The 25,033-nt window shown below is 66.9% G+C and carries 31 protein-coding genes; all 31 read right to left on the bottom strand.

The annotated features are described in order from the left end of the window. Positions 1–15 precede the first annotated feature (15 nt). The 31 genes from rplO to rplJ all read right to left on the bottom strand — a co-directional run bounded on the left by rplO (position 16) and on the right by rplJ (position 24,888). The gene (rplO, locus tag ABGB08_RS18000; protein ID WP_347591642.1) at positions 16–471 is read right to left on the bottom strand and encodes a 50S ribosomal protein L15; all 456 of its coding nucleotides are present in this window, start codon (positions 469–471) and stop codon (positions 16–18) included. A gap of 2 nt (positions 472–473) precedes the next feature. After that, the gene (gene rpmD / locus ABGB08_RS17995; protein WP_030451484.1) at positions 474–656 is read right to left on the bottom strand and encodes a 50S ribosomal protein L30; all 183 of its coding nucleotides are present in this window, start codon (positions 654–656) and stop codon (positions 474–476) included. A gap of 3 nt (positions 657–659) precedes the next feature. Continuing rightward, the gene (rpsE, locus tag ABGB08_RS17990; RefSeq protein WP_155361227.1) at positions 660–1,292 is read right to left on the bottom strand and encodes a 30S ribosomal protein S5; all 633 of its coding nucleotides are present in this window, start codon (positions 1,290–1,292) and stop codon (positions 660–662) included. Positions 1,293–1,329: 37 nt separating this feature from the next. After that, entirely contained in the window at positions 1,330–1,707 is a 378-nt protein-coding gene (rplR, locus tag ABGB08_RS17985) for a 50S ribosomal protein L18 (protein ID WP_155361228.1), read from the bottom strand. A 1-nt stretch (position 1,708) separates the two neighbouring features. After that, a complete protein-coding gene (gene rplF, locus ABGB08_RS17980; RefSeq protein WP_347591640.1) occupies positions 1,709–2,251 on the bottom strand; it encodes a 50S ribosomal protein L6 in 543 nt (180 codons plus the stop codon). 18 nt (positions 2,252–2,269) lie between these two features. After that, positions 2,270–2,668, bottom strand: a complete 399-nt coding sequence (gene rpsH, locus ABGB08_RS17975; protein ID WP_155361230.1) for a 30S ribosomal protein S8 — start codon at positions 2,666–2,668, stop codon at positions 2,270–2,272. Between the two features lie 94 nt (positions 2,669–2,762). After that, on the bottom strand, positions 2,763–2,948 hold the full coding sequence (locus ABGB08_RS17970; RefSeq protein WP_155336843.1) for a type Z 30S ribosomal protein S14: 186 nt from the start codon (positions 2,946–2,948) through the stop codon (positions 2,763–2,765). A gap of 45 nt (positions 2,949–2,993) precedes the next feature. Next, positions 2,994–3,563, bottom strand: coding sequence for a 50S ribosomal protein L5 (gene rplE, locus ABGB08_RS17965; RefSeq protein ID WP_155351285.1), 570 nt, complete (start codon positions 3,561–3,563; stop codon positions 2,994–2,996). Further along, positions 3,563–3,871, bottom strand: a complete 309-nt coding sequence (gene rplX, locus ABGB08_RS17960) for a 50S ribosomal protein L24 (protein WP_347591756.1) — start codon at positions 3,869–3,871, stop codon at positions 3,563–3,565. The genes rplE and rplX overlap by 1 nt, the downstream gene beginning before the upstream one ends. Before the next feature lie 12 nt (positions 3,872–3,883). After that, on the bottom strand, positions 3,884–4,252 hold the full coding sequence (rplN, locus tag ABGB08_RS17955; RefSeq protein WP_055482781.1) for a 50S ribosomal protein L14: 369 nt from the start codon (positions 4,250–4,252) through the stop codon (positions 3,884–3,886). A 174-nt stretch (positions 4,253–4,426) separates the two neighbouring features. Further along, positions 4,427–4,711: a 30S ribosomal protein S17 gene (rpsQ, locus tag ABGB08_RS17950; RefSeq protein WP_155351284.1), complete on the bottom strand. Its 285-nt coding sequence runs from the start codon at positions 4,709–4,711 to the stop codon at positions 4,427–4,429. Next, entirely contained in the window at positions 4,704–4,940 is a 237-nt protein-coding gene (gene rpmC, locus ABGB08_RS17945; protein WP_155336847.1) for a 50S ribosomal protein L29, read from the bottom strand. Before rpmC ends, rpsQ begins: the two co-directional genes overlap by 8 nt. Further along, positions 4,940–5,359, bottom strand: a complete 420-nt coding sequence (gene rplP, locus ABGB08_RS17940; protein WP_155351283.1) for a 50S ribosomal protein L16 — start codon at positions 5,357–5,359, stop codon at positions 4,940–4,942. Before rplP ends, rpmC begins: the two co-directional genes overlap by 1 nt. 2 nt (positions 5,360–5,361) lie before the next feature. Next, entirely contained in the window at positions 5,362–6,234 is an 873-nt protein-coding gene (gene rpsC, locus ABGB08_RS17935; protein ID WP_155351282.1) for a 30S ribosomal protein S3, read from the bottom strand. Further along, a complete protein-coding gene (gene rplV, locus ABGB08_RS17930; RefSeq protein WP_155336850.1) occupies positions 6,234–6,587 on the bottom strand; it encodes a 50S ribosomal protein L22 in 354 nt (117 codons plus the stop codon). Before rplV ends, rpsC begins: the two co-directional genes overlap by 1 nt. A gap of 28 nt (positions 6,588–6,615) precedes the next feature. After that, a complete protein-coding gene (gene rpsS / locus ABGB08_RS17925) occupies positions 6,616–6,894 on the bottom strand; it encodes a 30S ribosomal protein S19 (protein WP_132617246.1) in 279 nt (92 codons plus the stop codon). A gap of 11 nt (positions 6,895–6,905) precedes the next feature. Beyond that, entirely contained in the window at positions 6,906–7,742 is an 837-nt protein-coding gene (gene rplB / locus ABGB08_RS17920; RefSeq protein WP_155351281.1) for a 50S ribosomal protein L2, read from the bottom strand. A 151-nt stretch (positions 7,743–7,893) separates the two neighbouring features. After that, entirely contained in the window at positions 7,894–8,196 is a 303-nt protein-coding gene (gene rplW, locus ABGB08_RS17915; RefSeq protein WP_155351280.1) for a 50S ribosomal protein L23, read from the bottom strand. Next, positions 8,196–8,846: a 50S ribosomal protein L4 gene (gene rplD / locus ABGB08_RS17910; RefSeq protein WP_347591634.1), complete on the bottom strand. Its 651-nt coding sequence runs from the start codon at positions 8,844–8,846 to the stop codon at positions 8,196–8,198. The genes rplW and rplD overlap by 1 nt, the downstream gene beginning before the upstream one ends. After that, the gene (gene rplC, locus ABGB08_RS17905) at positions 8,843–9,496 is read right to left on the bottom strand and encodes a 50S ribosomal protein L3 (RefSeq protein WP_347591632.1); all 654 of its coding nucleotides are present in this window, start codon (positions 9,494–9,496) and stop codon (positions 8,843–8,845) included. Before rplC ends, rplD begins: the two co-directional genes overlap by 4 nt. Before the next feature lie 14 nt (positions 9,497–9,510). Continuing rightward, positions 9,511–9,819 carry a 30S ribosomal protein S10 gene (gene rpsJ / locus ABGB08_RS17900; RefSeq protein WP_012887830.1) on the bottom strand — a complete coding sequence of 103 codons (309 nt, stop codon included), beginning with the start codon at positions 9,817–9,819 and terminating at the stop codon, positions 9,511–9,513. Positions 9,820–9,975: 156 nt separating this feature from the next. Continuing rightward, positions 9,976–11,169 carry an elongation factor Tu gene (gene tuf / locus ABGB08_RS17895; protein WP_155361233.1) on the bottom strand — a complete coding sequence of 398 codons (1,194 nt, stop codon included), beginning with the start codon at positions 11,167–11,169 and terminating at the stop codon, positions 9,976–9,978. 56 nt (positions 11,170–11,225) lie between these two features. Further along, positions 11,226–13,325: an elongation factor G gene (fusA, locus tag ABGB08_RS17890; protein ID WP_347591629.1), complete on the bottom strand. Its 2,100-nt coding sequence runs from the start codon at positions 13,323–13,325 to the stop codon at positions 11,226–11,228. A gap of 33 nt (positions 13,326–13,358) precedes the next feature. Beyond that, on the bottom strand, positions 13,359–13,829 hold the full coding sequence (gene rpsG, locus ABGB08_RS17885; RefSeq protein WP_155351275.1) for a 30S ribosomal protein S7: 471 nt from the start codon (positions 13,827–13,829) through the stop codon (positions 13,359–13,361). After that, positions 13,829–14,203 carry a 30S ribosomal protein S12 gene (gene rpsL, locus ABGB08_RS17880; protein ID WP_030451506.1) on the bottom strand — a complete coding sequence of 125 codons (375 nt, stop codon included), beginning with the start codon at positions 14,201–14,203 and terminating at the stop codon, positions 13,829–13,831. Before rpsL ends, rpsG begins: the two co-directional genes overlap by 1 nt. Positions 14,204–14,748: 545 nt before the next feature. Then, on the bottom strand, positions 14,749–18,624 hold the full coding sequence (locus ABGB08_RS17875) for a DNA-directed RNA polymerase subunit beta' (protein WP_347591627.1): 3,876 nt from the start codon (positions 18,622–18,624) through the stop codon (positions 14,749–14,751). Between the two features lie 14 nt (positions 18,625–18,638). Beyond that, positions 18,639–22,103, bottom strand: a complete 3,465-nt coding sequence (gene rpoB / locus ABGB08_RS17870; RefSeq protein ID WP_347591626.1) for a DNA-directed RNA polymerase subunit beta — start codon at positions 22,101–22,103, stop codon at positions 18,639–18,641. Positions 22,104–22,526: 423 nt separating this feature from the next. After that, positions 22,527–23,033, bottom strand: coding sequence for a hypothetical protein (locus ABGB08_RS17865; RefSeq protein ID WP_347591625.1), 507 nt, complete (start codon positions 23,031–23,033; stop codon positions 22,527–22,529). Between the two features lie 61 nt (positions 23,034–23,094). Further along, complete coding sequence (locus ABGB08_RS17860; RefSeq protein ID WP_347591623.1) at positions 23,095–23,583, bottom strand: hypothetical protein; 489 nt, start codon at positions 23,581–23,583, stop codon at positions 23,095–23,097. Positions 23,584–23,897: 314 nt separating this feature from the next. Continuing rightward, the gene (gene rplL / locus ABGB08_RS17855) at positions 23,898–24,284 is read right to left on the bottom strand and encodes a 50S ribosomal protein L7/L12 (RefSeq protein WP_347591621.1); all 387 of its coding nucleotides are present in this window, start codon (positions 24,282–24,284) and stop codon (positions 23,898–23,900) included. A 79-nt stretch (positions 24,285–24,363) separates the two neighbouring features. Next, entirely contained in the window at positions 24,364–24,888 is a 525-nt protein-coding gene (gene rplJ / locus ABGB08_RS17850; RefSeq protein WP_155343421.1) for a 50S ribosomal protein L10, read from the bottom strand. Positions 24,889–25,033: the final 145 nt, after the last annotated feature.

Genomic DNA, 25,033 nt, shown 5'->3' with positions numbered 1-25,033 from the left:
TCGTGATGCATCTGCCTACAACTCCGTTACGGAGCCACCGGCGGCGGCGATCTTCTCCTTGGCGCTGGCGGAGAAAGCGTGCGCCTGCACGTTCAACGCCACGGAGATGTCGCCGGTTCCCAGCACCTTGACGAGCTGGTTCTTGCGAACCGCGCCCGCCTCGACCAGCGTGTCCACCGTGACGTCGCCGCCGGCGGGGAACAGCTCGCCGAGCCGGTCCAGGTTGACGACCTGGTAGGTCGTCTTGAACAGGGAGTTGGAGAAGCCCTTCAGCTTCGGCAGCCGCCGCTGGAGCGGAACCTGGCCACCTTCGAAGCCGAGCGGGACGTTCGTCCGGGACTTGGTGCCCTTGGTGCCGCGACCGGAGGTCTTGCCCTTGGAGCCCTCGCCGCGGCCCTTGCGGACCTTGGCCTTGTGGGCGCCCGGGGCCGGACGCAGGTCGTGCGGCTTGAGCGGGGTGTTATCAGTCATGACTAGTCGACCTCTTCAACCTCGACGAGGTGCGTCACCACGGCGACCATCCCGCGAATCTCGGGCCGGTCCTCCTTGACGACGACATCGCCGATGCGCTTCAGGCCCAGCGAGCGCAGCGAGTCCCGCTGGTTCTGCTTGCCACCGATCTTCGACCGGGTCTGGGTGATCTTCAGACGAGCCATCGACTAGCTCACCGCCTTCGCCGCCGCGGCGGCCTCGGCGAGACCCTCGGCGCGCGCCTTGAGCATCCGCTTGGGGGCGACGTCCTCGATCGGCAGACCGCGGCGGGCCGCGATCTCCTCAGGCCGGGACAGGCCCTTCAGCGCCGCCACGGTGGCGTGCACGATGTTGATCGGGTTGTCCGAGCCGAGCGACTTGGACAGCACGTCGTGGATCCCGGCGCACTCCAGCACCGCGCGCACCGGGCCACCCGCGATCACACCGGTACCGGGCGAGGCCGGCCGCAGGAGCACGACGCCAGCGGCGTCCTCGCCCTGCACGGTGTGCGGGATGGTGCCCTGGATGCGCGGCACCTTGAAGAAGTGCTTCTTGGCCTCCTCGACGCCCTTGGCGATCGCCGCGGGCACCTCCTTGGCCTTGCCGTAGCCGACCCCGACGAGGCCGTTGCCGTCGCCGACGATGACCAGCGCGGTGAAGCTGAAGCGCCGGCCACCCTTGACGACCTTGGCCACTCGGTTGATCTTCACGACGCGCTCGATGTAAGAGACGCCCTTGTCCTGGGCGCCACCGCGGCGATCGTCACGACGTTCCCGCCGCTCGCCACCGCCGCCGGCACCGCGACGCGGAGCTCCAGCCATCAGTGGTTCCTCTTCTCATTGCTCATAAGACGGGTCATCAGAAGTCCAACCCGCCTTCACGGGCGCTATCGGCGAGCGCCGCCAGGCGGCCCGCGTAGCGGTTGCCACCGCGGTCGAAGACCACGGCGGAGATCCCGGCGGCCTTGGCCCGCTGAGCGAGGAGCGCGCCGACCTGCTTGGCCTTCTCGGTCTTGTCGCCCTCCGCCGTACGGAGCGAGGCGTCCAGAGTGGACGCGCTCACCAGCGTGTGACCGGCGGTGTCGTCCACGATCTGCACGAACATGTGCCGGGTGGACCGGTTGACGACCAGACGCGGACGCTCGACGGTCCCGACGACCTTCTTGCGCACGCGACGGTGGCGACGGGCTCGCGAAATGGCGCGAGCGGCGGTGTGCTTGCCGTACTTCGCGGCCATTTTACTTACCAGCCTTTCCGACCTTGCGGCGGATAACTTCACCCTGGTAGCGCACGCCCTTGCCCTTGTACGGGTCGGGCTTGCGCAGCTTGCGGATGTTCGCGGCGACCTCGCCGACCTTCTGCTTGTCGATGCCGTCCACGTGGAAAAGCGTGGGGCGCTCGACCCGGAAGGTGACACCCTCCGGAGCGTCGACGACGACGGGGTGGCTGAAGCCCAGTGCGAACTCCAGCTGCGTCGGGCCCTTGGCCTGCACGCGGTAACCCACGCCGACGATCTCCAGCGTCTTGGTGTATCCCTGGGTGACCCCGCTCACCATGTTGGCGATCAGGGTCCGAGACAGGCCGTGCAGCGCGCGGACCTTGTTCTCGTCGTTGGGACGGGTGACGGCGATGGTGCCGTCCTCGGCGCGCGCGACCTCGATGGGCTCGGCGACCGTGTGTGAAAGCGTGCCCTTCGGGCCCTTGACCTGGACATCCCGGCCGTCGATGGCGATCTCGACACCGCTCGGTACGGGGATGGGCAGTCGTCCGATTCGCGACATGCTGTGGTTACTCCCCTCTTACCAAACGTAGGCGAGGACTTCCCCGCCCACTCCGCGCTTGCCGGCCTGCTTGTCGGTCATGAGCCCGCCCGACGTCGAGATGATCGCGACGCCGAGCCCGCCCAGCACCCGAGGCAGGTTGTCCTTCTTTGCGTAGACCCGCAGGCCGGGCTTGGAAACCCGGCGGATGCCCGAGAGCGAGCGCTCCCTGGTCGGCCCGAACTTGAGCTCCACCACGAGGTTCTTTCCGACCTTGGCGTCTTCGACGGTCCAGGCCTGGATGTAACCCTCCTGCTGGAGGATCTCGGCGATGTGCGCCTTGATCTTCGAATACGGCATGCTCACGGATTCGTGGTACGCCGAGTTCGCGTTACGCAGACGCGTGAGCATGTCCGCGATCGGGTCGGTCATCGTCATGGCCGGCGGCCTTCCTCACCGCGGTTTCCCAGCGGGACCTACGGTGTGGTCGTGGGCGTTCGAAAGGAACACCCGGTGAATATGACTCTGGTCTTTACCAGCTGGACTTCGTGATACCGGGCAGCTCGCCCCGGTGGGCCATCTCGCGGAAGCAGACACGGCACAGGCCGAACTTCCGGTAGACCGCACGCGGGCGTCCGCACCGCGTACAGCGAGTGTACGCGCGGACGTCGAACTTCTGCTTACGCGCTGCCTTGACCTTCAGCGACGTCTTCGCCATGATCAGGCCTCCCTGTTGCGATTCTCAGCCATGGTCACGGCTGCCTCATGCTTCCTTGAAGGGAAATCCGAGGAGCTTCAGCAGCGCCCGGCCCTGTTCGTCGTTGGTCGCCGTGGTCACCACGGTGATGTCCATGCCGCGCTGGCGGTCGACCTTGTCCTGGTCGATCTCGTGGAACATGACCTGCTCGGTGAGACCGAAGGTGTAGTTGCCGTGGCCGTCGAACTGCTTGGGCGACAGGCCGCGGAAGTCCCGGATACGGGGCAGCGCCAGCGACAGCAGCCGGTCCAGGAACTCCCACATGCGGTCGCCGCGCAGCGTCACGTGCGCGCCGATGGGCATGCCCTCACGCAGCTTGAACTGCGCGATGGACTTGCGGGCCCGGACCACGGCCGGCTTCTGGCCGGTGATCGCGGTGAGGTCGCGGACCGCGCCCTCGATGAGCTTGGAGTCGCGCGCGGCCTCGCCGACGCCCATGTTCACCTTGATCTTGGTGACGCCGGGCACCAGCATGATGTTCTCGATGCCGAACTGCTCGCGCAGCTGCGCCACGATCTCCTCGCGGTAGCGCTGCTTGAGGCGCGGGGCGACCCGCTCTTCCGTCTGGGCAGTCATCAGTCGTCCTCACCCGTCTCGTCCGCGGCCTTCTTGGCCGACGCCTTGGCGGGCTTCTCCTCGTGATCCTTCTCGTCATCCTTGAGCTTCTTGACGTTGCTCACGTGGATGGGAGCCTCCAGGGTGGTCACGCCGCCCTCGCGGGCGCCACGCGGACCGTTGTTGGTCACCTTGGAGTGCTTCTTGATCATGTTGACGCCCTCGACGACCACGCGGTCCTCGCTGGGCAGCGCGACGATCACCCGGCCCTTGGCGCCCTTGTCCTTGCCGGCGATGACCTGAACCAGGTCGCCCTTCTTCACATGCAGCGACTTCGCCATTTACAACACCTCCGGCGCGAGCGAGATGATGCGCATGAACTTCTTGTCACGCAGCTCGCGGCCCACCGGGCCGAAGATACGCGTGCCCCGGGGGTCACCGCTGTCCTTGATGATGACCGCCGCGTTCTCGTCGAAGCGGATGTACGAACCGTCCGGCCGCCTGCGCTCCTTGACGGTGCGCACGACGACGGCCTTGACGACGTCGCCCTTCTTCACGCCGCCGCCCGGGATGGCGTCCTTCACCGTCGCAACGATGATGTCGCCGATCCCCGCGTAGCGCCGGCCCGAGCCACCGAGCACGCGGATGCAGAGAATCTCCTTGGCACCCGTGTTGTCGGCGACCTTGAGTCGCGACTCCTGCTGGATCACGTCTAACTCCTGTGTGTCTCGCCGGTTCTCATCCGGAGATGAGCCTGGCGGAACCAATGTGGTCTTTTTCCCCCGACGTCAGTCCGCGTGGAACCGTCGCCGCAGGCGGGCCGTGCGGCCCCTTGGACACCACCATGGGGGGCGGTCACCCACCCCCCACGAGGCGCGTCTGTGTTACTTGGCGCGTTCGAGCACTTCCACGACCCGCCACCGCTTGGTGGCGGACAGCGGCCGGGTCTCCATCAGGAGCACGCGGTCGCCGACGCCGGCCGTGTTGGCCTCGTCGTGCGCCTTGTACTTCGTGGTACGGCGGATGACCTTGCCGTACAGCGGGTGCTTCACGCGGTCCTCGACGGCGACGACGACGGTCTTCTCCATCTTGTCGCTGACCACCAGGCCCTCGCGGGTCTTGCGGTAGTTACGCGTGGTCTTCTCGGTGTTCTCAGTTGCTTCAGCCATCGCTCGACTCCTTCTCGACCGTGACGATGCCGAGCTCCCGCTCGCGCATCACGGTGTAGATACGGGCGATCTCGCGGCGGACGGCACGCAGCCGCCCGTGGCTCTCCAACTGACCGGTCGCTGACTGGAAGCGGAGGTTGAACAGCTCCTCCTTGGCTTCCTTGAGCTTCTGGACCAGGGCTTCCTGGTCCTCCACCCGCAGCTCACCGGCGGTCAGGCCCTTAGCCATCACGCCTCACCCACTTCACGCTTAATAAACCGGCACTTCATGGGCAGCTTGTGGATGGCCCGGCGCATCGCCTCACGGGCGATGGTCTCGGGGACACCGGACAGCTCGAACATGACGCGGCCGGGCTTGACATTGGCGATCCACCACTCGGGCGAACCCTTACCGGAACCCATGCGGGTCTCGGCCGGCTTCTTGGTGAGCGGGCGGTCCGGGTAGATGTTGATCCACACCTTGCCGCCACGGCGGATGTGCCGGGTCATGGCGATACGAGCCGACTCGATCTGGCGGTTGGTCACGTAGGAGTGCTCCAGCGCCTGAATGCCGAACTCGCCGAACACGACCCTGGTGCCGCCCTTGGCGGCGCCGTGACGGTCGGGCCGGTGCTGCTTACGGTGCTTGACCCTGCGCGGGATCAGCATGGTCAGCTCCCTTCAGCACCCGGCTGCTCCGCCGGGCCGCTCTCGGGGGCGGCCTGCGCGGCCGCCTCGGTACGGGGTGCGCGTTCGGTACGGCCACCGCCCGCGCCGCCACGACGGGGACGGTCACCGCCACCACCGCGACGAGGACGCTCGGCGCCACCGCCACCACCGCCACCACCGCGACGGTCGTCACGCTCGCGACGCTGGCCCGCGCGGGCTCCGGCCGCCGCCGCCTCGCGCTCGGCGCGAGAGGTCGGGGCCTCACCCTTGTAGATCCACACCTTCACGCCGATCCGGCCGAAGGTGGTCTTGGCCTCGTAGAAGCCGTAGTCGATGTCCGCGCGGAGCGTGTGCAGGGGCACGCGGCCCTCGCGGTAGAACTCCGAACGGGACATCTCCGCGCCGCCGAGGCGACCCGAGCACTGCACCCGGATGCCCTTGGCGCCGCTCTTCATGGCGGACTGCATCGCCTTGCGCATAGCGCGGCGGAACGAGACCCGGCTGGAGAGCTGCTCGGCCACGCCCTGCGCGACCAGCTGCGCGTCGATCTCGGGGTTCTTCACCTCGAGGATGTTGAGCTGAACCTGCTTCTTGGTCAGCTTCTCCAGGTCGCCGCGGATGCGGTCGGCCTCCGCGCCGCGACGGCCGATGACGATGCCCGGCCGGGCGGTGTGGATGTCGACCTGGACGCGGTCGGTGGTCCGCTCGATCTCGACCTTGGAGATACCGGCCCGCTCCATGCCCTTCTGCAGCATGCGGCGGATCGAGACGTCCTCGGCCACGTACGCCTTGTACAGCTTGTCGGCGTACCACCGGCTCTTGAAGTCGGTCGTGATACCGAGACGGAACCCGTGCGGGTTAACCTTCTGGCCCACTAGCGGGTCCTCCCCTTCGGCTCGCGGGACTCCACGATCACGGTGATGTGGCTGGTCCGCTTGTTGATCCGATAGGCGCGACCCTGGGCCCGGGGACGGAACCGCTTGAGCGTCGGTCCCTCGTCCACCCACGCACGGCTCACGACGAGCGTCTCACGGTCGAGCTTGAAGTTGTGCTCGGCGTTCGCCATGGCGGACGAGAGCACCTTGTAAACGGTCTCGCTCGCCGCCTGCGGGGCGAACTGCAGTACGGCCTGCGCCTCCGAAGCGGGCAGGCCGCGAATGAGGTCCACCACCCGGCGGGCCTTCCGGGGCGTGTGGCGCGCGTACCGCGCCTGTGCCCTGGCTTCCATCGCTGTCTCCTAGTTGCTTATGAAGGCGCTACCGCCGACTGCGGCGGTCTTCCTTGACGTGGCTGCGGAAGGTCCGCGTAGGCGCGAACTCCCCGAGCTTGTGGCCGATCATCGACTCGGTGATGAACACCGGGACGTGCTTGCGGCCGTCGTGCACGGCGATCGTGTGACCGAGCATGTCGGGCACGATCATGGAGCGCCGCGACCACGTCTTGATGACGGTCTTGGTGCCCTTCTCGTTCTGGACGTCGACCTTCTTCTGAAGGTGATCGTCCACGAAGGGACCCTTCTTAAGGCTACGTGGCATTTCGGCTGCTCCTACCGCTTCTTCCTCTTGCTCCGACGTCGGATGATCAGCCGGTCGCTGGCCTTGTTCGCCTGCCGGGTCCGTCCCTCGGGCTTGCCCTTGGGGTTGACCGGGTGGCGACCACCGGAGGTCTTGCCCTCGCCACCACCGTGCGGGTGGTCGACGGGGTTCATGGCGACACCACGGACGGTCGGGCGCTTGCCCTTCCACCGGTTGCGGCCCGCCTTGCCGATGTTGATGTTGGCCTGCTCGGCGTTGCCGACCTGCCCGACGGAGGCCCGGCAGCGCACATCGACCTGGCGCATTTCACCGGACGGCATACGCAGCGTGGCGTAGGTGCCCTCCTTGGCCAGCAGCTGGATCTGCGCGCCGGCGCTGCGGCCCAGCTTTGCGCCGCCGCCCGGGCGGAGCTCCACCGCGTGGATGAAGGTACCGGTCGGGATGTTGCGCAGCGGCAGGCAGTTGCCCGGCTTGATGTCGGCGCCGGGGCCGTTCTCGATGCGGTCACCCTGCTTGATGCCGGTCGGCGCGAGGATGTAGCGCTTCTCGCCGTCGGCGTAGTGCAGCAGGGCGATGCGGGAGGTGCGGTTCGGGTCGTACTCGATGTGCGCGACCTTGGCCGGGATCCCGTCCTTGTCGTGCCTGCGGAAATCGATGATCCGGTAGGCGCGCTTGTGACCGCCGCCCTGGTGCCGGGCCGTGACCCGGCCGTGCACGTTGCGGCCGCCCTTGCTGTGCAGGGGAGCAAGCAGCGACTTCTCGGGCGTGCTGCGCGTGATCTCGGCGAAGTCCGAGACACTCGCGCCGCGGCGACCCGGGGTCGTCGGCTTGTATTTACGGATGCCCATCTTTTTCGTTCATCCTTGTCGATTCAGTGATCATGGCCGATCCTTCGGATCGGCGGGCTTGGCCGCCTTCAGCCTGTGTCTTCCCTCGTCACTCCGGGCCGCTTCGCGACCCTGCGTTCCTCAGTCCAGACACAGGCGCGGCCAAGCCGACTCAGCCGATCTGGCCGAAGATGTCGATACGCTCGCCCTCGGCCAGGCTCACGATCGCGCGCTTGGTAGCCGGACGCTGCCCGTAACCGAACCGGGTCCGCTTGCGCTTGCCCTGGCGGTTGATGGTGTTGACGCTGGTCACCTTGACCCCGAAGATCTGCTCGATGGCGATCTTCACCTGCGTCTTGTTCACCCCCTGCCGAACCAGGAACGTGTACTTGTTGTGCTCGTCGATCAGGCCGTAGCTCTTCTCAGAGACGATCGGCTTGATGATGATGTCGCGCGGGTCGGCGATCTTCTGCATCAGGCCTCTTCCTTCCCGCTCTTCGCGAGCCGCGCCACCACCGTGTCGTACGCCTCCTGAGTGAAGACGACGTCGTCGTGGCACAGCACGTCATAGGTGTTCAGCTGCCCGGCGTCCAGCAGGTGGACCTCCGGGGCGTTGCGCAGGCTCAGCCAGGTGAGCTCGTCGTCCTCGCCGACCACGACGAGCACGCTGCGCGCCTCGGTGATCTTGCGAAGCGCCTGGAGCGCGGTCTTGGTCTTGGGCGTCTCGCCCGTGACCAGCTCGCTCACCACGTGCACCCGGCCGCCGCCCGCGCGGTCGGAGAGCGCGCCGCGAAGCGCGGCGGCCTTCATCTTCTTGGGCGTCTTCTGCTCGTACGAGCGCGGCTGCGGGCCGTGCACGGTGCCACCGCCGGTGAACTGCGGCGCCCGGGTCGAACCCTGGCGGGCCCGGCCGGTGCCCTTCTGCCGGTACGGCTTCTTGCCACCGCCGCGGACCTGGCCGCGGGTCTTGGTGGCGTGGGTGCCCTGCCGGCGCGCGGCCAGCTGGGCCACGACGACCTGGTGGATCAGCGGGATGTTGACCTTGACACCGAAGATGTCCTCCGGCAGGTCCACACTGCTGCCCGTCTTGGCGCCACTGGCGTCGAGAACGTCAACCGTGCTCATTTGCCGGCCCCCTTCTTGGCTGCGGTACGGATGAGGACCAGGCTGCCGTTGGCGCCGGGAATCGCACCCTTGATCAGGATGAGATTCTTCTCGACGTCCACGGCATGCACCTTCAGGCTCTGGATGGTGGTGCGGACGTTGCCCATCCGACCGGCCATGCGCAGGCCCTTGAAGACGCGGCCCGGAGTGGCGCAGCCGCCGATGGAACCAGGCGAGCGGTGCTTGCGCTGGGTGCCGTGCGAGGCGCTGAGACCCTTGAAGTTGTGGCGCTTCATGACGCCCGCGAAGCCCTTGCCCTTGCTCTTGCCCGTCACGTCGACGTGCTGGCCGGCCTCGAAGGTGTCCGCGAGGACTTCCTGGCCCAGGGAGTAGTCGGAGGCGTCGTCGGTGCGTACCTCGACGAAGAAGCGGCGCGGGGTGATGTCGTGCTTGCGCAGGTAGTCGCCGAGCGGCTTGTTGACCTTGCGCGGGTCGACCTGCCCGTAACCGAGCTGTACGGCGGCGTAGCCGTCGCGCTCTTCCGTGCGGACCCTGGTCACCACGCACGGACCGGCCTCGACGACGGTCACCGGAACCATCCGGTTGCCCTCGTCGAAGACCTGGGTCATGCCGAGCTTCTTGCCCAGGACGCCCTTGATCTGCTTAGCCATGTCAGTGCGTTCCCTCAGAGCTTGATCGAGATGTCGACACCCGCGGGCAGGTCGAGCCGCATGAGCGAGTCGACGGTCTTGGGTGTCGGGTCGATGATGTCAATCAGCCGCTTGTGCGTGCGCATCTCAAAGTGCTCGCGGCTGTCCTTGTACTTGTGCGGCGAACGGATGACGCAGTACACGTTCTTCTCGGTCGGCAGCGGCACCGGGCCCGCGACCTTCGCGCCGGTACGCGTCACCGTCTCGACGATCTTCTTGGCCGAGCTGTCGATGACCTCGTGGTCATACGCCTTGAGCCGGATGCGGATCTTCTGTCCCGCCATAATGGCCTCGGTGTCCTTCGCTGTCGTCTGAACAAGTAACGTGCGGCAGGTTGCCGCTTTGCTTTTTCCGTGATCCGGCAGCTCCTTCGGATTCCTCCGAAGGGACTGCGGCATCACGGGGTGCGGCCGGGTCCTGGTGGACCCGGCCGCCTGGTACTACTTGATGATCTTCGTGACTCGTCCGGCGCCGACGGTGCGGCCACCTTCGCGGATGGCGAACTTGAGTCCGTCCTCCATCGCGATCGGCTGGATGAGGCTGACGTTCATCTCGGTGTTGTCCCCGGGCATGACCATCTCGGTGCCCTCGGGGAGGTTCACCACGCCGGTCACGTCCGTCGTCCGGAAGTAGAACTGGGGACGGTAGTTGTTGAAGAACGGCGTGTGCCGGCCGCCCTCGTCCTTGGACAGGATGTAGACCTGCGCCTCGAACTCGGTGTGCGGGGTGGTCGTGCCCGGCTTGATGATGCACTGGCCACGCTCGACGTCCTCGCGCTTGATGCCGCGCAGGAGCAGACCGACGTTGTCGCCGGCCTGGCCCTCGTCGAGCAGCTTGCGGAACATCTCGACACCGGTGACGGTGGTCGTGGTGTGCTTCTCCTTGATGCCGATGATGTCGACGGTCTCGTTGACCTTGACGACACCGCGCTCGATCCGGCCGGTGACGACGGTGCCACGACCGGTGATCGAGAACACGTCCTCGATCGGCATCAGGAACGGCTTCTCGGTGTCACGAACCGGCTCGGGGACGTTCTCGTCCACGGCGGTCATGAGCTCGATGATCGAGTCGCCCCAGGCCGCGTCGCCCTCCAGCGCCTTCAGCGCGGAGACGCGGACCACCGGCAGGTCGTCGCCGGGGAACTCCTGAGCCGAGAGCAGCTCGCGGACCTCGAGCTCGACGAGCTCCAGGATCTCCTCGTCGTCCACCATGTCGGCCTTGTTGAGGGCCACCACGATGTAGGGAACGCCGACCTGGCGGGCCAGGAGCACGTGCTCCTTGGTCTGCGGCATCGGACCGTCGGTCGCGGCGACCACCAGGATCGCGCCGTCCATCTGCGCGGCACCCGTGATCATGTTCTTCACGTAGTCGGCGTGACCAGGGCAGTCGACGTGCGCGTAGTGGCGCTTCTCCGTCTGGTACTCGACGTGCGCGATCGAGATGGTGATGCCACGCGCCTTCTCCTCGGGCGCCTTGTCGATCTTGTCGAACGGGGTCGCCTCGTTGAGCTGCGGGTAACGGTCGTGAAGCACCTTGGTGATCGCCGCGGTCAGAGTGGTCTTGCCGTGGTCGATGTGCCCAATGGTGCCGATGTTCACGTGCGGCTTGTTCCGCTCGAACTTGGCCTTGGCCACTGGTCTGTCTCCTTAGAGATTTCTGACTTGACTTTCGTCTTCCAACAGGCCTGGGGCTACTCGCCCCGGACCTTAGCGACGATCTCCTTGGCGATGCCCGGAGGCACCTCCGCGTAAGAGTCGAACTGCATGCTGTAGCTCGCGCGACCCTGCGTCTTGCTCCGCAGGTCACCCACATACCCGAACATCTCGGACAGCGGCACGAGCGCCTTGACGACACGGGCGCCGGCCCGCTCGTCCATGGCCTGGATCTGCCCCCGGCGGCCGTTCAGGTCGCCGATGACGTCGCCCATGTAGTCCTCGGGCGTGGTGACCTCCACGGCCATCATCGGTTCGAGGAGCACGGGGTCGGCCTTGCGGGCGGCCTCCTTGAAGGCCATCGAGCCGGCCATCTTGAAGGCCATTTCGGAGGAGTCCACTTCGTGGAAAGCTCCGTCCCGAAGGGTGACCTTCACGCCTACCATCGGGTAGCCGGCGAGAACACCGAACTCGGCGGCCTGCTGGGCGCCCGCGTCCACCGACGGGATGTACTCCCGCGGGATGCGACCGCCCGAGACCTTGTTCTCGAACTCGTACCCATCGTTGCCTTCGCCCAGCGGCTCAAGGTCGATGATGACCTTGGCGAACTGGCCGGAGCCACCGGTCTGCTTCTTGTGCACGTAGTCGACCTTCTCCACCTTGCGGCGGATGGTCTCCCGGTACGCCACCTGCGGACGACCGACGTTCGCCTCGACCTTGAACTCGCGGCGCATGCGGTCGACCAGGATCTCCAGGTGCAGCTCGCCCATTCCGTGGATCACGGTCTGGCCGGTCTCCTCGTCCCGGCGGACCTGGAAGGACGGGTCCTCCTCCGCCAGGCGCTGGATCGCGGTGCCGAGCTTCTCCTGGTCGCTCTTGGTCTTGGGCTCGATCGCGACGCTGATGACCGGCGCCGGGAACGTCATCGACTCCAGCACGACCGGGTGGGCCGGGTCGCTCAGGGTGTCACCGGTGGTGGTGTCCTTGAGGCCCATCACGGCGACGATCTGACCGGCGTGCGCGGACGGGCGCTCCTCGCGCTTGTTCGCGTGCATCTGGTAGATCTTGCCGATCCGCTCCTTGCGACCCTTGACCGAGTTCACCACAGCGGTGCCGGTCTCCAGGGTGCCGGAGTAGATCCGGATGTAGGTGAGGCGGCCCAGGTGCTGGTCGCTCATGATCTTGAACGCGAGCGCCGAGAACGGCTCGTTCACGTCCGAGCTGCGCTCGACGATCTGGTCTTCCTTGCCGACCGCGTGGCCCTGGAAGGCCGGGAGGTCGATCGGCGCGGGCAGGTAGGCCACGATCGCGTCGAGCAGCGGCTGCACGCCCTTGTTCTTGAACGCGGTGCCGGTCAGGACCGGGTTGATGGCGCTGGCCAGCGTGGCCCGGCGGATCGCCGCGACCAGCTGCTCCTCGGTGGGCTCGATGCCCTCGAGGAAGAGCTCCATCAGCTCGTCGTCGTTCTCGGCCACGGTCTCGACCAGCTTGTCGCGCCATTCACGGGCGATCTCGACGTGGTCGGTCGGGATGTCGACGACGTCGTACATCTCGCCCTTGGCCGCCTCGGCGCTCCAGATCAGGCCCTTCATCTTCACCAGGTCGATGACGCCCTTGAAGTCGGACTCGACGCCCCAGGGAAGCTGGATGACGGCCGGGGTGGCCGCGAGACGGCTGACCATCATGTCGACGCAGCGGTGGAACTCCGCGCCGACCCGGTCCATCTTGTTCACGAAGCAGATGCGTGGCACGCCGTAACGGTCAGCCTGGCGCCACACCGTCTCCGACTGCGGCTCGACACCCGCGACAGCGTCGAACACGGCGACGGCGCCGTCGAGGACACGGAGCGAGCGCTCCACCTCGATGGTGAAGTCGACGTGCCCCGGGGTGTCGATGATGTTGATGGTGTGGCCGAGCCACTCGCAGGTCGTCGCGGCGGAGGTGATGGTGATGCCGCGCTCCTGCTCCTGCTCCATCCAGTCCATGGTGGCAGCGCCCTCATGAACTTCACCGATCTTGTAGTTGATCCCGGTGTAGAACAGGATTCGCTCGGTCGTGGTGGTCTTGCCCGCGTCGATATGGGCCATGATCCCGATGTTGCGGACCTTGGCCAGGTCAAGAGCCAGTTGGGTGGCCACTTCTCTGCGTCCTTTGCTTGGTGGTGCGCCCGGCTACCAGCGGTAGTGAGCGAAGGCCTTGTTGGACTCGGCCATCTTGTGGGTGTCCTCGCGCTTCTTGACACTCGCGCCGAGGCCGTTGCTGGCGTCGAGGAGCTCGTTCATGAGGCGCTCGGTCATGGTCTTCTCGCGGCGGGCGCGGGAGTACTGCACCAGCCAGCGCAGGGCCAGGGTGGTGCTGCGCGCCGCGCGCACCTCGACCGGAACCTGGTACGTGGCGCCACCGACCCGACGGCTGCGGACCTCGAGAGTCGGCTTGACGTTGTCGAGAGCGCGCTTGAGCGTGACGACCGGGTCGTTGCCGGTCTTATCCTTGCAACCCTCGAGGGCGCCGTACACGATCGACTGGGCGATCGAGCGCTTGCCGTCCAGGAGGACCTTGTTGATCAGGGCGGTGACCAGCGGCGAGTTGTGCACCGGGTCGGACATGAGCTGGCGACGCCCAGGAGAACCCTTGCGAGGCATTACTTCTTCTCCTTCTTGGCGCCGTAGCGGCTGCGAGCCTGCTTGCGGTTGCGGACGCCCTGGGTGTCGAGCGAGCCGCGGATGATCTTGTAGCGAACGCCGGGGAGGTCCTTCACACGACCGCCACGGACGAGCACGATCGAGTGCTCCTGCAGGTTGTGACCCACACCAGGGATGTAGGCCGTGACCTCGATGCCGTTGGTCAGGCGGACACGCGCGACCTTCCGAAGCGCCGAGTTCGGCTTCTTCGGGGTGGTGGTGTAGACGCGGGTGCAGACACCGCGCCGCTGCGGGCTGCCCTTGAGCGCAGGAGTCTTGGTCTTGGAGACCTTGTCCTGCCGGCCCTTGCGGACCAACTGCTGAATCGTGGGCACTACAACTCCGTTTCGTGCCTATGCCGGTGATACGGTGACATGCTTTTTCGCAGGTGCTGCCGGTGTCATGACCTGCTGGTTTTCCCTCTCCGCCGACCCACGCGGTCGGGCGTGTCGCGATCTAATCGCGTTACACCCTTGCTGGATTTGGAGAGAGCCACGCGGCGCGACCTGCGCGCACGCATGCGGACCCACGAACCATGGGCACGAAGAGCAAGACTACCCAGCCCCCCGCAACACGTCAAAACGGCCGCGCTCAGCGGGTCATCGGGATCCCGTGCCCGGGTCCCCGGCCCACCTTTCTCACGCAGGCCGAAATTGAGTCCGCCACCAGTTTACCCCGCCGCCCCGACTCCCCCGACCATTTCCCCCAAACCCCAAACAGGCTTCCCCGTTCATCCTCGAGCTCCGCCCGCCCCACGGCTTTGGCGGGGGCGGGCGGAGCCCGAGGGCAGGCAAAGGGCTGGGTGGGTGGGAGAACCCCGCAACAACAAAATGAACGAAGCACCCGGACCCTGAGGATCCGGGTGCTTCGTTGGGCAGGACTAGCGGCCGTACTGGCCGAAGTCGTACTCCTCCAGCGGGACGGCTTCGCCGGAGCCGGAGCCGAACGTGTAGTCCGACGCGGAGCCGTCGTAGCCGCCGACCGTGTACATGGCGGCCTTGGCCTCCTCGGTGGGCTCGACCCGGATGTTGCGGTACTGGGGCATGCCCGTACCAGCCGGGATGAGCTTGCCGATGATGACGTTCTCCTTGAGGCCCAGGAGCGAGTCCGACTTGGCGTGGATCGCCGCGTCGGTCAGCACTCGGGTGGTCTCCTGGAAGGAGGCCGCCGACAGCCAGGACTCGGTGGCCAGCGACGCCTTGGTGATGCCCATCAGGACGGGACGGCCGGAGGCGGGGGTGCCGCCCTCGGCGACGCACTCGCGGTTGATGCGCTCGAACTTCGGACGCTCCACGAGCTCACCGGGAAGCATGTCGGCGTCGCCGGACTCCAGCACGTTCACGCGCTTGAGCATCTGGCGGACGATGACCTCGATGTGCTTGTCGTGGATGGACACACCCTGCGAGCGGTACACCTGCTGAACTTCCTCCACCAGGTGCAGCTGCACGGCGCGCGGGCCGAGGATGCGGAGCACCTCGTTGGGGTTGCGGGCACCGGCGATCAGCTGGTGGCCGACCTCGATGTGCTGCCCCTCCGAGACCGCGAGCCGCGACCGCATCGAGACCGGGTAGGCGATCTCGTCCGAGCCGTCGTCCGGCGTGATCACGATCTTGCGGGTCTTGTCGGTCTCGTCGATCCGGACCCGGCCGGTGACCTCGCTGATCGGAGCCACGCCCTTGGGGATGCGGGCCTCGAACAGCTCCTGCACACGCGGCAGACCGTGGGTGATGTCGGCGCCCGCCACACCACCGGTGTGGAAGGTCCGCATGGTCAGCTGGGTGCCGGGCTCACCGATCGACTGGGCGGCGATGATGCCGACCGCCTCGCCGACGTCGACCAGCTTGCCGGTGGCCAGCGACCGCCCGTAGCAGGTGGCGCAGACCCCGATCTTGGCCTCGCAGACCAGCGTGCTGCGGGTCCGCACGGTCCCGATGCCGGCCTCGACCAGCGCCGTCACCGTCTGGTCGTTGATGTCGGTGCCCGCCGTGGCGATCAGCTTGCCGTCGACCTCCACGTCCTCGGCCAGGATCCGGCCGTGGATGTTGCTCTCCGCGTTCTCGGCCTTGACCAGGTTCCCGGCCAGGTCGCGCTCGGCGGTGTGCAGCGGGACCGCGCGGTCGGTGCCGCAGTCGATCTCGCGGACGATGACGTCCTGGGCCACGTCGACGAGTCGACGGGTCAGGTAGCCGGAGTCGGCGGTCCGCAGCGCGGTGTCCGCCAGACCCTTCCGCTGGCCGTGGGTGGAGATGAAGTATTCCAGCACCGACAGGCCCTCCCGGAAGGAGGACTTGATCGGCCGCGGGATCGTCTCACCCTTGGTGTTGGACACCAGGCCGCGGATACCGGCGATCTGCCGGACCTGCATCAGGTTTCCACGCGCGCCGGACTGCACCATCATCCAGATCGGGTTCGTCTTGGCGAACGCGTTCTGCATGTCCTCGGTGACGTCGCTGGTGGCGTGGGTCCAGATCTCGATGAGCTCCTGGCGGCGCTCCTCGTCGGTGATCAGACCGCGGTCGTACTCCCGCTGGACCTTGTCGGCCCGCTTCTCGTACGACTCCATGATCGCCGCCTTGTTCGGCGGGGCGATGACGTCGTCGATCGAGATGGTGACCCCGGCCCGGGTGGCCCAGTGGAAGCCCGCGTCCTTGAGCGCGTCCAGAGCGTTGGCGACCTCGACCTTGGGGTAGGTCTCGGCCAGCTCGTTGACGATCGCGGACAGCTGCTTCTTGCCGACCTGGTAGTTGACGAACGGGTAGTTCGCGGGCAGCGTCTGGTTGAACAGGCAGCGGCCGAGCGTCGTCTCCAGACGCAGCGGGTCGCCGACCTCCCAGCCGTCCGGCGCCTCCCAGCCACGCGGCGGGGCGACGTCCTTCAGCCTGACCTGGACCTTGGCCTGCAGGTCCAGCTCGCGCCGGTCGTAGGCCATGAGCGCCTCGGAGACCGAGCCGAACACGCGCCCCTCACCGACGGCGTCGTCGCCCTGGGTGGTGAGCGAGTAGAGCCCGATGACCATGTCCTGGGTGGGCATCGTCACCGGCTTGCCGTCGGCCGGCTTGAGGATGTTGTTGGTCGAGAGCATCAGGATGCGCGCCTCGGCCTGGGCCTCGGCCGACAGCGGCAGGTGCACGGCCATCTGGTCGCCGTCGAAGTCCGCGTTGAACGCGGTGCAGACGAGCGGGTGGATCTGGATGGCCTTGCCCTCGACCAGCTGCGGCTCGAAGGCCTGGATGCCCAGGCGGTGCAGCGTCGGCGCCCGGTTGAGCAGCACCGGGTGCTCGGTGATGACCTCTTCCAGCACGTCCCACACGACCGGGCGGGCCCGCTCGACCATGCGCTTGGCGGACTTGATGTTCTGCGCGTGGTTGAGGTCCACCAGCCGCTTCATCACGAACGGCTTGAACAGCTCCAGCGCCATCTGCTTGGGCAGGCCGCACTGGTGCAGCTTCAGCTGCGGGCCGACCACGATGACCGAACGGCCGGAGTAGTCGACACGCTTGCCCAGCAGGTTCTGGCGGAACCGGCCCTGCTTGCCCTTCAGCATGTCGCTGAGGGACTTCAGCGGGCGGTTGCCAGGACCGGTGACCGGGCGGCCGCGGCGGCCGTTGTCGAACAGCGCGTCGACGGCCTCCTGCAGCATGCGCTTCTCGTTGTTCACGATGATCTCGGGCGCGCCGAGGTCGAGCAGCCGCTTGAGGCGGTTGTTGCGGTTGATGACCCGGCGGTAGAGGTCGTTCAGGTCGGAGGTCGCGAACCGGCCACCGTCCAGCTGCACCATCGGGCGCAGGTCCGGCGGGATGACCGGGATGCAGTCCAGAACCATGCCGGCGGGCGAGTTCCTGGTGTTCAGGAACGCCGCCACGACCTTGAGCCGCTTAAGCGCGCGGGCCTTCTTCTGCCCCTTGCCGCTACGGATCGTCTCGCGCAGGTTTTCTGCCTCCTGATCGAGGTCGAAACTCTGCAGCCGCTCCTGGATCGCCTGCGCGCCCATGCCGCCCTTGAAGTAGCGACCGAACCGGTCGCGCATCTCGCGGTACAGCATCTCGTCGCCCTCAAGGTCCTGGACCTTGAGGTTCTTGAAGCGGCTCCAGACCTCGTCCAGCCGGTCCAGCTCGCGCTGGGCCCGGTCGCGGAGCTGGCGCATCTCGCGGTCGGCGCCCTCGCGCACCTTGCGGCGCGCGTCGCCCTTGGCCCCGGCGGCCTCCAACTCGGCCAGGTCGCCTTCCAGCTTCTTCTGCCTGGCCTCGATGTCGGCGTCGCGCCGCTGCTCGACGTGCTGCCGCTCGACGGAGATCTTCGCCTCCAGCGAGGGCAGGTCGCGGTCGCGCATCTCCGCGTCCACCTGCGTGATCATGTACGCCGCGAAGTAGATGACCTTCTCCAGGTCCTTCGGGGCGAGGTCCAGCAGGTAGCCCAGACGCGACGGGACACCCTTGAAGTACCAGATGTGGGTGACCGGCGCGGCCAGCTCGATGTGGCCCATGCGCTCACGCCGCACCTTGGCCCGGGTCACCTCAACGCCGCAGCGCTCACAGATGATGCCCTTGAACCGGACGCGCTTGTACTTGCCGCAGTAGCACTCCCAGTCCCGGGTCGGGCCGAAGATCTTCTCGCAGAAGAGTCCGTCCTTCTCGGGCTTGAGGGTTCGGTAGTTGATGGTCTCCGGCTTCTTGACCTCGCCGTGCGACCACTGACGGATGTCGTCTGCGGTCGCCAGGCCGATCCTGAGCTCGTCGAAGAAGTTGACGTCCAGCATGTGCTATCTCCCCCTCAGACTTCTTCCACGCTGCTCGGCTCGCGCCGGGACAGATCGATACCGAGCTCCTCCGCGGCGCGGAAGACGTCCTCGTCGGTGTCGCGCATCTCGATGGACATGCCGTCGCTGGAGAGCACCTCGACGTTCAGGCACAGCGACTGCATTTCCTTGATGAGGACCTTGAAGGACTCCGGGATGCCCGGCTCGGGGATGTTCTCGCCCTTGACGATGGCCTCGTAGACCTTCACGCGGCCCAGCACGTCGTCGGACTTGATGGTGAGCAGTTCCTGCAGCGCGTAGGCGGCGCCGTATGCCTCCAGCGCCCACACCTCCATCTCGCCGAATCGCTGCCCGCCGAACTGCGCCTTACCACCCAGCGGCTGCTGGGTGATCATCGAGTACGGCCCGGTCGAGCGGGCGTGGATCTTGTCGTCGACCAGGTGGAGCAGCTTGAGGATGTAGATGTAACCGACCGAGACCGGGTGCGGGAACGGCTCGCCGGAGCGGCCGTCGAACAGCCGGGCCTTGCCGTTCTCCCCGACCATGCGCGAGCCGTCCCTGTTCTTCAGGGTGTTGCTCAGCAGGCCGACGATCTCCTCTTCCTGGGCGCCGTCGAACACCGGCGTGGCGACCTTGGTGAACGGGTCGACCTCGCCGAGGCCCTTGTCGCGCAGGCGCTCGGCCCACGCGTCCTCGATCCCGCTGACGTCCCATCCTCGGGCGGCGATCCACCCCAGGTGGGTTTCCAGGACCTGGCCGACGTTCATCCGGCCGGGCACGCCCAGCGGGTTGAGCACGATGTCGACCGCGGTGCCGTCCTCCAGGAACGGCATGTCCTCGACCGGCAGGATCTTGGAGATGACGCCCTTGTTGCCGTGCCGGCCCGCCAGCTTGTCGCCGTCGGTGATCTTGCGCTTCTGGGCCACGTAGACGCGAACCAGCTCGTTCACGCCGGGGGGAAGCTCGTCGCCCTCCTCGCGGGAGAACACGCGCACCCCGATGACCTTGCCGGACTCGCCGTGCGGCACCTTCAGCGAGGTGTCGCGGACCTCACGCGCCTTCTCCCCGAAGATCGCGCGCAGCAGCCGCTCCTCCGGGGTCAGCTCGGTCTCACCCTTGGGCGTGACCTTGCCGACCAGGATGTCACCGGTGACGACCTCGGCGCCGATCCGGATGATGCCGCGCTCGTCCAGGTCGGCCAGGACCTCCTCGGAGACGTTCGGGATGTCCCGGGTGATCTCCTCGGGGCCCAGCTTGGTGTCGCGGGCGTCGACCTCGTGCTCCTCGATGTGGATCGAGGACAGGACGTCGTCCTGCACCAGCCGCTGGGAGAGGATGATCGCGTCCTCGTAGTTGTGGCCCTCCCACGGCATGAACGCCACGAGCAGGTTCTTGCCGAGCGCCATCTCACCGGTGTCGGTGCACGGCCCGTCGGCGATGACCTGGTTGACCTCGACCCGGTCGCCCTCGACCACGATCGGCTTCTGGTTGAAGCAGGTGCCCTGGTTGGAGCGCTTGAACTTGGCCACCCGGTAGGTGGTCCTGGTGCCGTCGTCGTTCATGACGGTCACGTAGTCGGCCGAGACCTCCTCGACCACGCCGGCCTTCTCGGCGTTGATCACGTCGCCGGCGTCGGTGGCGGCACGGTATTCCATGCCGGTGCCGACCAGCGGGGCCTCGCTCTTCAGCAGGGGCACCGACTGGCGCTGCATGTTGGAGCCCATGAGCGCGCGGTTGGCGTCGTCGTGCTCCAGGAACGGGATCATCGCGGTCGCCACCGACACCATCTGGCGCGGCGAGACGTCCATGTAGTCGACCTCGCTCGGGTGCACGGCCTCGAACTCGCCGCCCTTGCGGCGAGCCAGCACGCGCTCCTCGGCGAAGGCGCCGTCGGGGTGCAGCGTCGTGTTGGCCTGGGCCACCACGTGCCGGTCCTCCTGGTCGGCGGTGAGGTAGTCGACCTGCGCCGACACCTTGCCGTCGATCACCTTCCGGTACGGCGTCTCGACGAACCCGAAGGAGTTGATCCGGCCGAAGGAGGCCAGCGAGCCGATCAGGCCGATGTTCGGGCCTTCCGGCGTCTCGATCGGGCACATCCGGCCGTAGTGGGACGGGTGCACGTCACGGACCTCGAACCCGGCCCGCTCCCGTGACAGACCGCCGGGGCCGAGGGCCGACAGGCGCCGCTTGTGGGTCAGACCGGCCAGCGGGTTGGTCTGGTCCATGAACTGCGACAGCTGCGAGGTGCCGAAGAACTCCTTGATTGACGCCACCACCGGGCGGATGTTGATCAGGGTCTGCGGCGTGATCGCCTCGACGTCCTGGGTGGTCATGCGCTCGCGGACGACGCGCTCCATCCGGGCCAGGCCCAGCCGGACCTGGTTCTGGATGAGCTCGCCCACGGTGCGCAGGCGGCGGTTGCCGAAGTGGTCGATGTCATCGGTCTCGATGATCACCGAACCGTCGGGGCCCATGGTCTCCTCGCCGGCGTGCAGCCGGACGATGTACTCGATGGTGGAGACGATGTCCTCGTCGGTGAGGGTGCCCTGAGTGATCTCAGAGTCCACTCCCAGCTTCTTATTGATCTTGTATCGGCCGACCTTGGCCAGGTCGTACCGCTTGGGGTTGAAGTACAGGTTCTCCAGCAGCGTCTGCGCGGACTCCTTGGTGGGAGGCTCACCCGGCCGCAGCTTGCGGTAGATGTCCAGCAGCGCGTCGTCCTGGCCGGAGGTGTGATCCTTCTCCAGGGTGGCGCGCATCGACTCGTACTGACCGAAACGCTCCAAGATCTGGTCGGTCGTCCAGCCGAGCGCCTTGAGCAGGACCGTGACGGCCTGCTTGCGCTTGCGGTCGATGCGGACGCCGACGCTGTCGCGCTTGTCGATCTCGAACTCGAGCCAGGCGCCGCGGGACGGGATCACCCGGCAGCCGTACAGGTCCTTGTCGGAGGTCTTGTCGACACTGCGGTCGAAGTAGACGCCCGGGGACCGCACCAGCTGGGAGACCACGACACGCTCGGTGCCGTTGATGATGAAGGTGCCCTTGCCGGTCATGAGCGGGAAGTCGCCCATGAACACGGTCTGGCTCTTGATCTCACCGGTGGTGTTGTTGATGAACTCCGCGGTCACGAACATGGGCGCGGAGTAGGTCATGTCCTTGTCCTTGCACTCGTCGACCGAGTACTTGGGCGGCTCGAACCGGTGATCCCGGAACGAGAGGGACATGGTTCCGGAGAAGTCCTCGATGGGACTGATCTCCTCAAAAATCTCTTCGAGGCCCGACTGGGCGGGTACGTCCTTCCGTCCGGCCAGCCTGGCCGCCTCGACCCGAGCCTTCCACTTCTCGTTACCGAGCAACCAGTCGAAGGACTCGGTCTGCAGAGCTAGAAGATCAGGAACTTCGAGTGGCTCCTGAATACGTGCGAAAGACACGGTACGGGGACCGGCGGGTACGGCGGAGGCGTTGCGCGAGGCTGCCAACAGATGTCCTTCCGAGGGCTCGCGGACTGACTACACGCACGCCAGACGACCATGCAGCAAGGTTACTGAGAGAAGCGGTCGTCAAAGGGCAGCGCAAAGGGGCAGTGTAGCCGATGGGCATACACCTGTCCACTCCGCTCTCGCTCTGCGCTCCACGTTGCTGGCAGCATCACCCGTCTGCGCCGAAACGTCAAGCCCGAGAGCCGACATTTCAGCTAACCAATGGCCAGCACGCTGGGTTTTTCCCTTCCGCGCCACATTCGAAAGCCGCAAGACCCTGTCGATACCCTCGACCGGGGGCAGCTAACGCTCTGTCACGCGGAGGACCGAACGTTGACCGACGGTCGACCTCTGCCGTGCATGGGGCATGCCCGGACAGGTGGGGGCTAAACCCAACCTTGACTAACAATTGAATAACGCGGCTCATCGGATGGGCGTGTTGCCCAAGAGGGTCGAAAGGTCCGAAACCAGCCAACGATCATCAATCCGTACCATGACCAGGCGCGCTCTGTTCTGGACCACCTGCCGGACAGGGCTTCCGGCGCCGGTTTCGGACGAGGATGTGGTCATGTTGAGGAAGACCAGTACGCGGACCTCGTCCGGGGTCGCCGACTCCACGGCGGCGTCGGCGACTACTGCCTGTTGCACCGTCTTCTGCCGGGTCGCGGCGGGCTCGAGGGTGGCCGCGAGGCGCTCGTAGCGGGCCACGAGATCACCGGTGGCGTGCCCCTTGGCGCGGGCCAGATCCTCCTTGATCGTCCGGTAGTCGTAGGACAACATGTCCGCCGCGTAGGTGACGGCCGCGTTCGACGCCTCCTGGCCCGCCCGCCGGCTCTCCTCAAGCCGCCGCGCGTCCAGAAACACCCACAGGGCCGCCACACCCGTCACGACCGCCAGGAGGGCCAGGAACGCGGTCAGCCGGAGTTTCATCGCACCAGCCCCGCTCCATCCGCTGGGGATTCAGACCTCACAGTTCCGGCCAGCCGGAGTTTCATCGCACCAACTCCGCCTTGGCGACCAGCCACTTGCCTGACTCCTTGACCAGGGTCATCCGCCAGCGGGTGAACCGCTCCTCCGCCGGGTCGTCCCGGTCCGCCCAGTCGATCACCGCGTCGGCCACCACCAGCGCCTGGGCGGTCGTACCGGTGAAGGAGGTCAGCCCGGTACCGCGGAGCACGCCGGTCTGCTGGGACTTGTTGGCCAGGGTGGCCTGCCGGAGCGTCGTCTCGTAGCCGGCCCTGGCCTCGCCGGTGGAGGTGGCCAGGATGCGGTCGAGGGTGGAGTCGAGCGTGCGGTGGTCCAGGGACAGCAGGTTGATCGCATGGGTGGCGGCGGTCTGGATGGCGGCCTGCCGGTCGGCGGCCACGGCCAGCTCCTCGGCCCTGCTCTGCCAGGCCAGCCAGCCCAGCCCCGCGAACCCCACACTGAGCAGGGCCAGGGCGACGTTCAGCCGGACCGGGGCCCGGCGCACATCACGCACCCCGGCCTCCGCAGGAGGTCAGCCGCGGCAATAGACCTCCTCGCCGAACGGACGGCCGCCACCCACCTCCGTAGGACGTCAACCGCGGCAATAGACCTCCTCGCCGAACGGACGGCCGCCACCGGCCTCCGGGGGTCAGTTGCGGCGGGATCGGCAGCGGCTCGCCGGGATCGTGGCAGAGCAGCGCCTCGGCCGCCAGCTCGGCGACGTCCTCCGATATCCCGATTTCCACGCCCACACAGGGCACGGTATAGGAATGCGAAAGGAGCGGCCCACCGAAGTGAACCGCTCCTTCTTGACTACCGCGACAAGCGTTACTTGACGGTGACGCCGGCGCCAGCGCCCTCCAGGGCGGCCTTGGCCTTCTCCGCCTGCTCCTTGCTGACCTTACCGTCGAAGACCGACTTGGGAGCGCCGTCCACAAGGTCCTTGGCCTCCTTGAGGCCCAGGCTGGTGAGGGCCCGGATCTCCTTGATGACCTGGATCTTCTTGTCGCCGGCCGACTCGAGGATGACCTCGAACTCGTCCTGCTCCTCGACCTCTTCCACCGCGGCGGCGGGGCCGGCGGCGGCGGCAACGGCGACCGGGGCGGCGGCCTTGACGTCGAAGGTGTCCTCGAAGAGCTTCACGAAGTCGGACAGCTCAAGGAGGGTCATCTCCTTGAAGGTCTCGAGCAGCTCGTCGGTGCTGAGCTTCGCCATGGTGTTCCTCCAGTGATCTAGCTACGTTTTCAAAGGGACCGCGGTCTGCGCTTCCCCCCGCTTTCGCGGACCTTCCTGATTACTCGCCGGCCTCTTCGCGCTTGGCGCGCAGGGCTTCGGCCAGTCGAGCCATCTGCGTGGGCAGCGCGGCGAAGGTGGCGGCAGCCTGGGACTGCTTGGCCTTCAGGGCGCCGGCCAGCTTCGCGAGGAGCACCTCGCGGGACTCAAGGTCAGCCAGCTTGGAGATCTCGGCCGGGGTCATCGCCTTGCCGTCGACGACACCGCCCTTGATCACCAGAAGGGGGTTGGCCTTGGCGAATTCACGCAGGCCCTTGGCCGCCTCCACCACGTCGCCCTTGACGAAGGCGATCGCGGTCGGGCCGGTGAGCAGCCCGTCCAGGGCGGTGATCCCGGCATTGTTCGCCGCGATCTTGGTCAGCGTGTTCTTCGCCACGGCGAACTTCGCATTCCCACCGAGAGAGACGCGCAGCTGCTTGAGCTGGGCGACGGTGAGACCGCGGTATTCGGTCAGAACAGCGGCGCTGGAGCTGTCGAACTCGCTCGTGAGCTCGGCGACCGCGCCGGTCTTCTCCGACTTCGCCATGGGCCCTCCTTCCAGATGTGCCACCGGCGAAGGCGTGAAAACGAACAAGCCCCGGCGCAGGGCGCACGGGGCTCACGTTAAGCGAAGCTCACATCCACACCTGCGCGGGCCGTCCACTCACGTGGATCCTTCGGTCAACGGGCTT

The sequence above is a fragment of the Acrocarpospora sp. B8E8 genome (assembly GCF_039871605.1).
Classification (GTDB): Bacteria; Actinomycetota; Actinomycetes; order Streptosporangiales; family Streptosporangiaceae; genus Acrocarpospora; species Acrocarpospora macrocephala.
The sequence above is the reverse complement of the archived record's forward strand: the minus strand, read 5'-3'. Positions and strand labels throughout refer to the sequence as shown.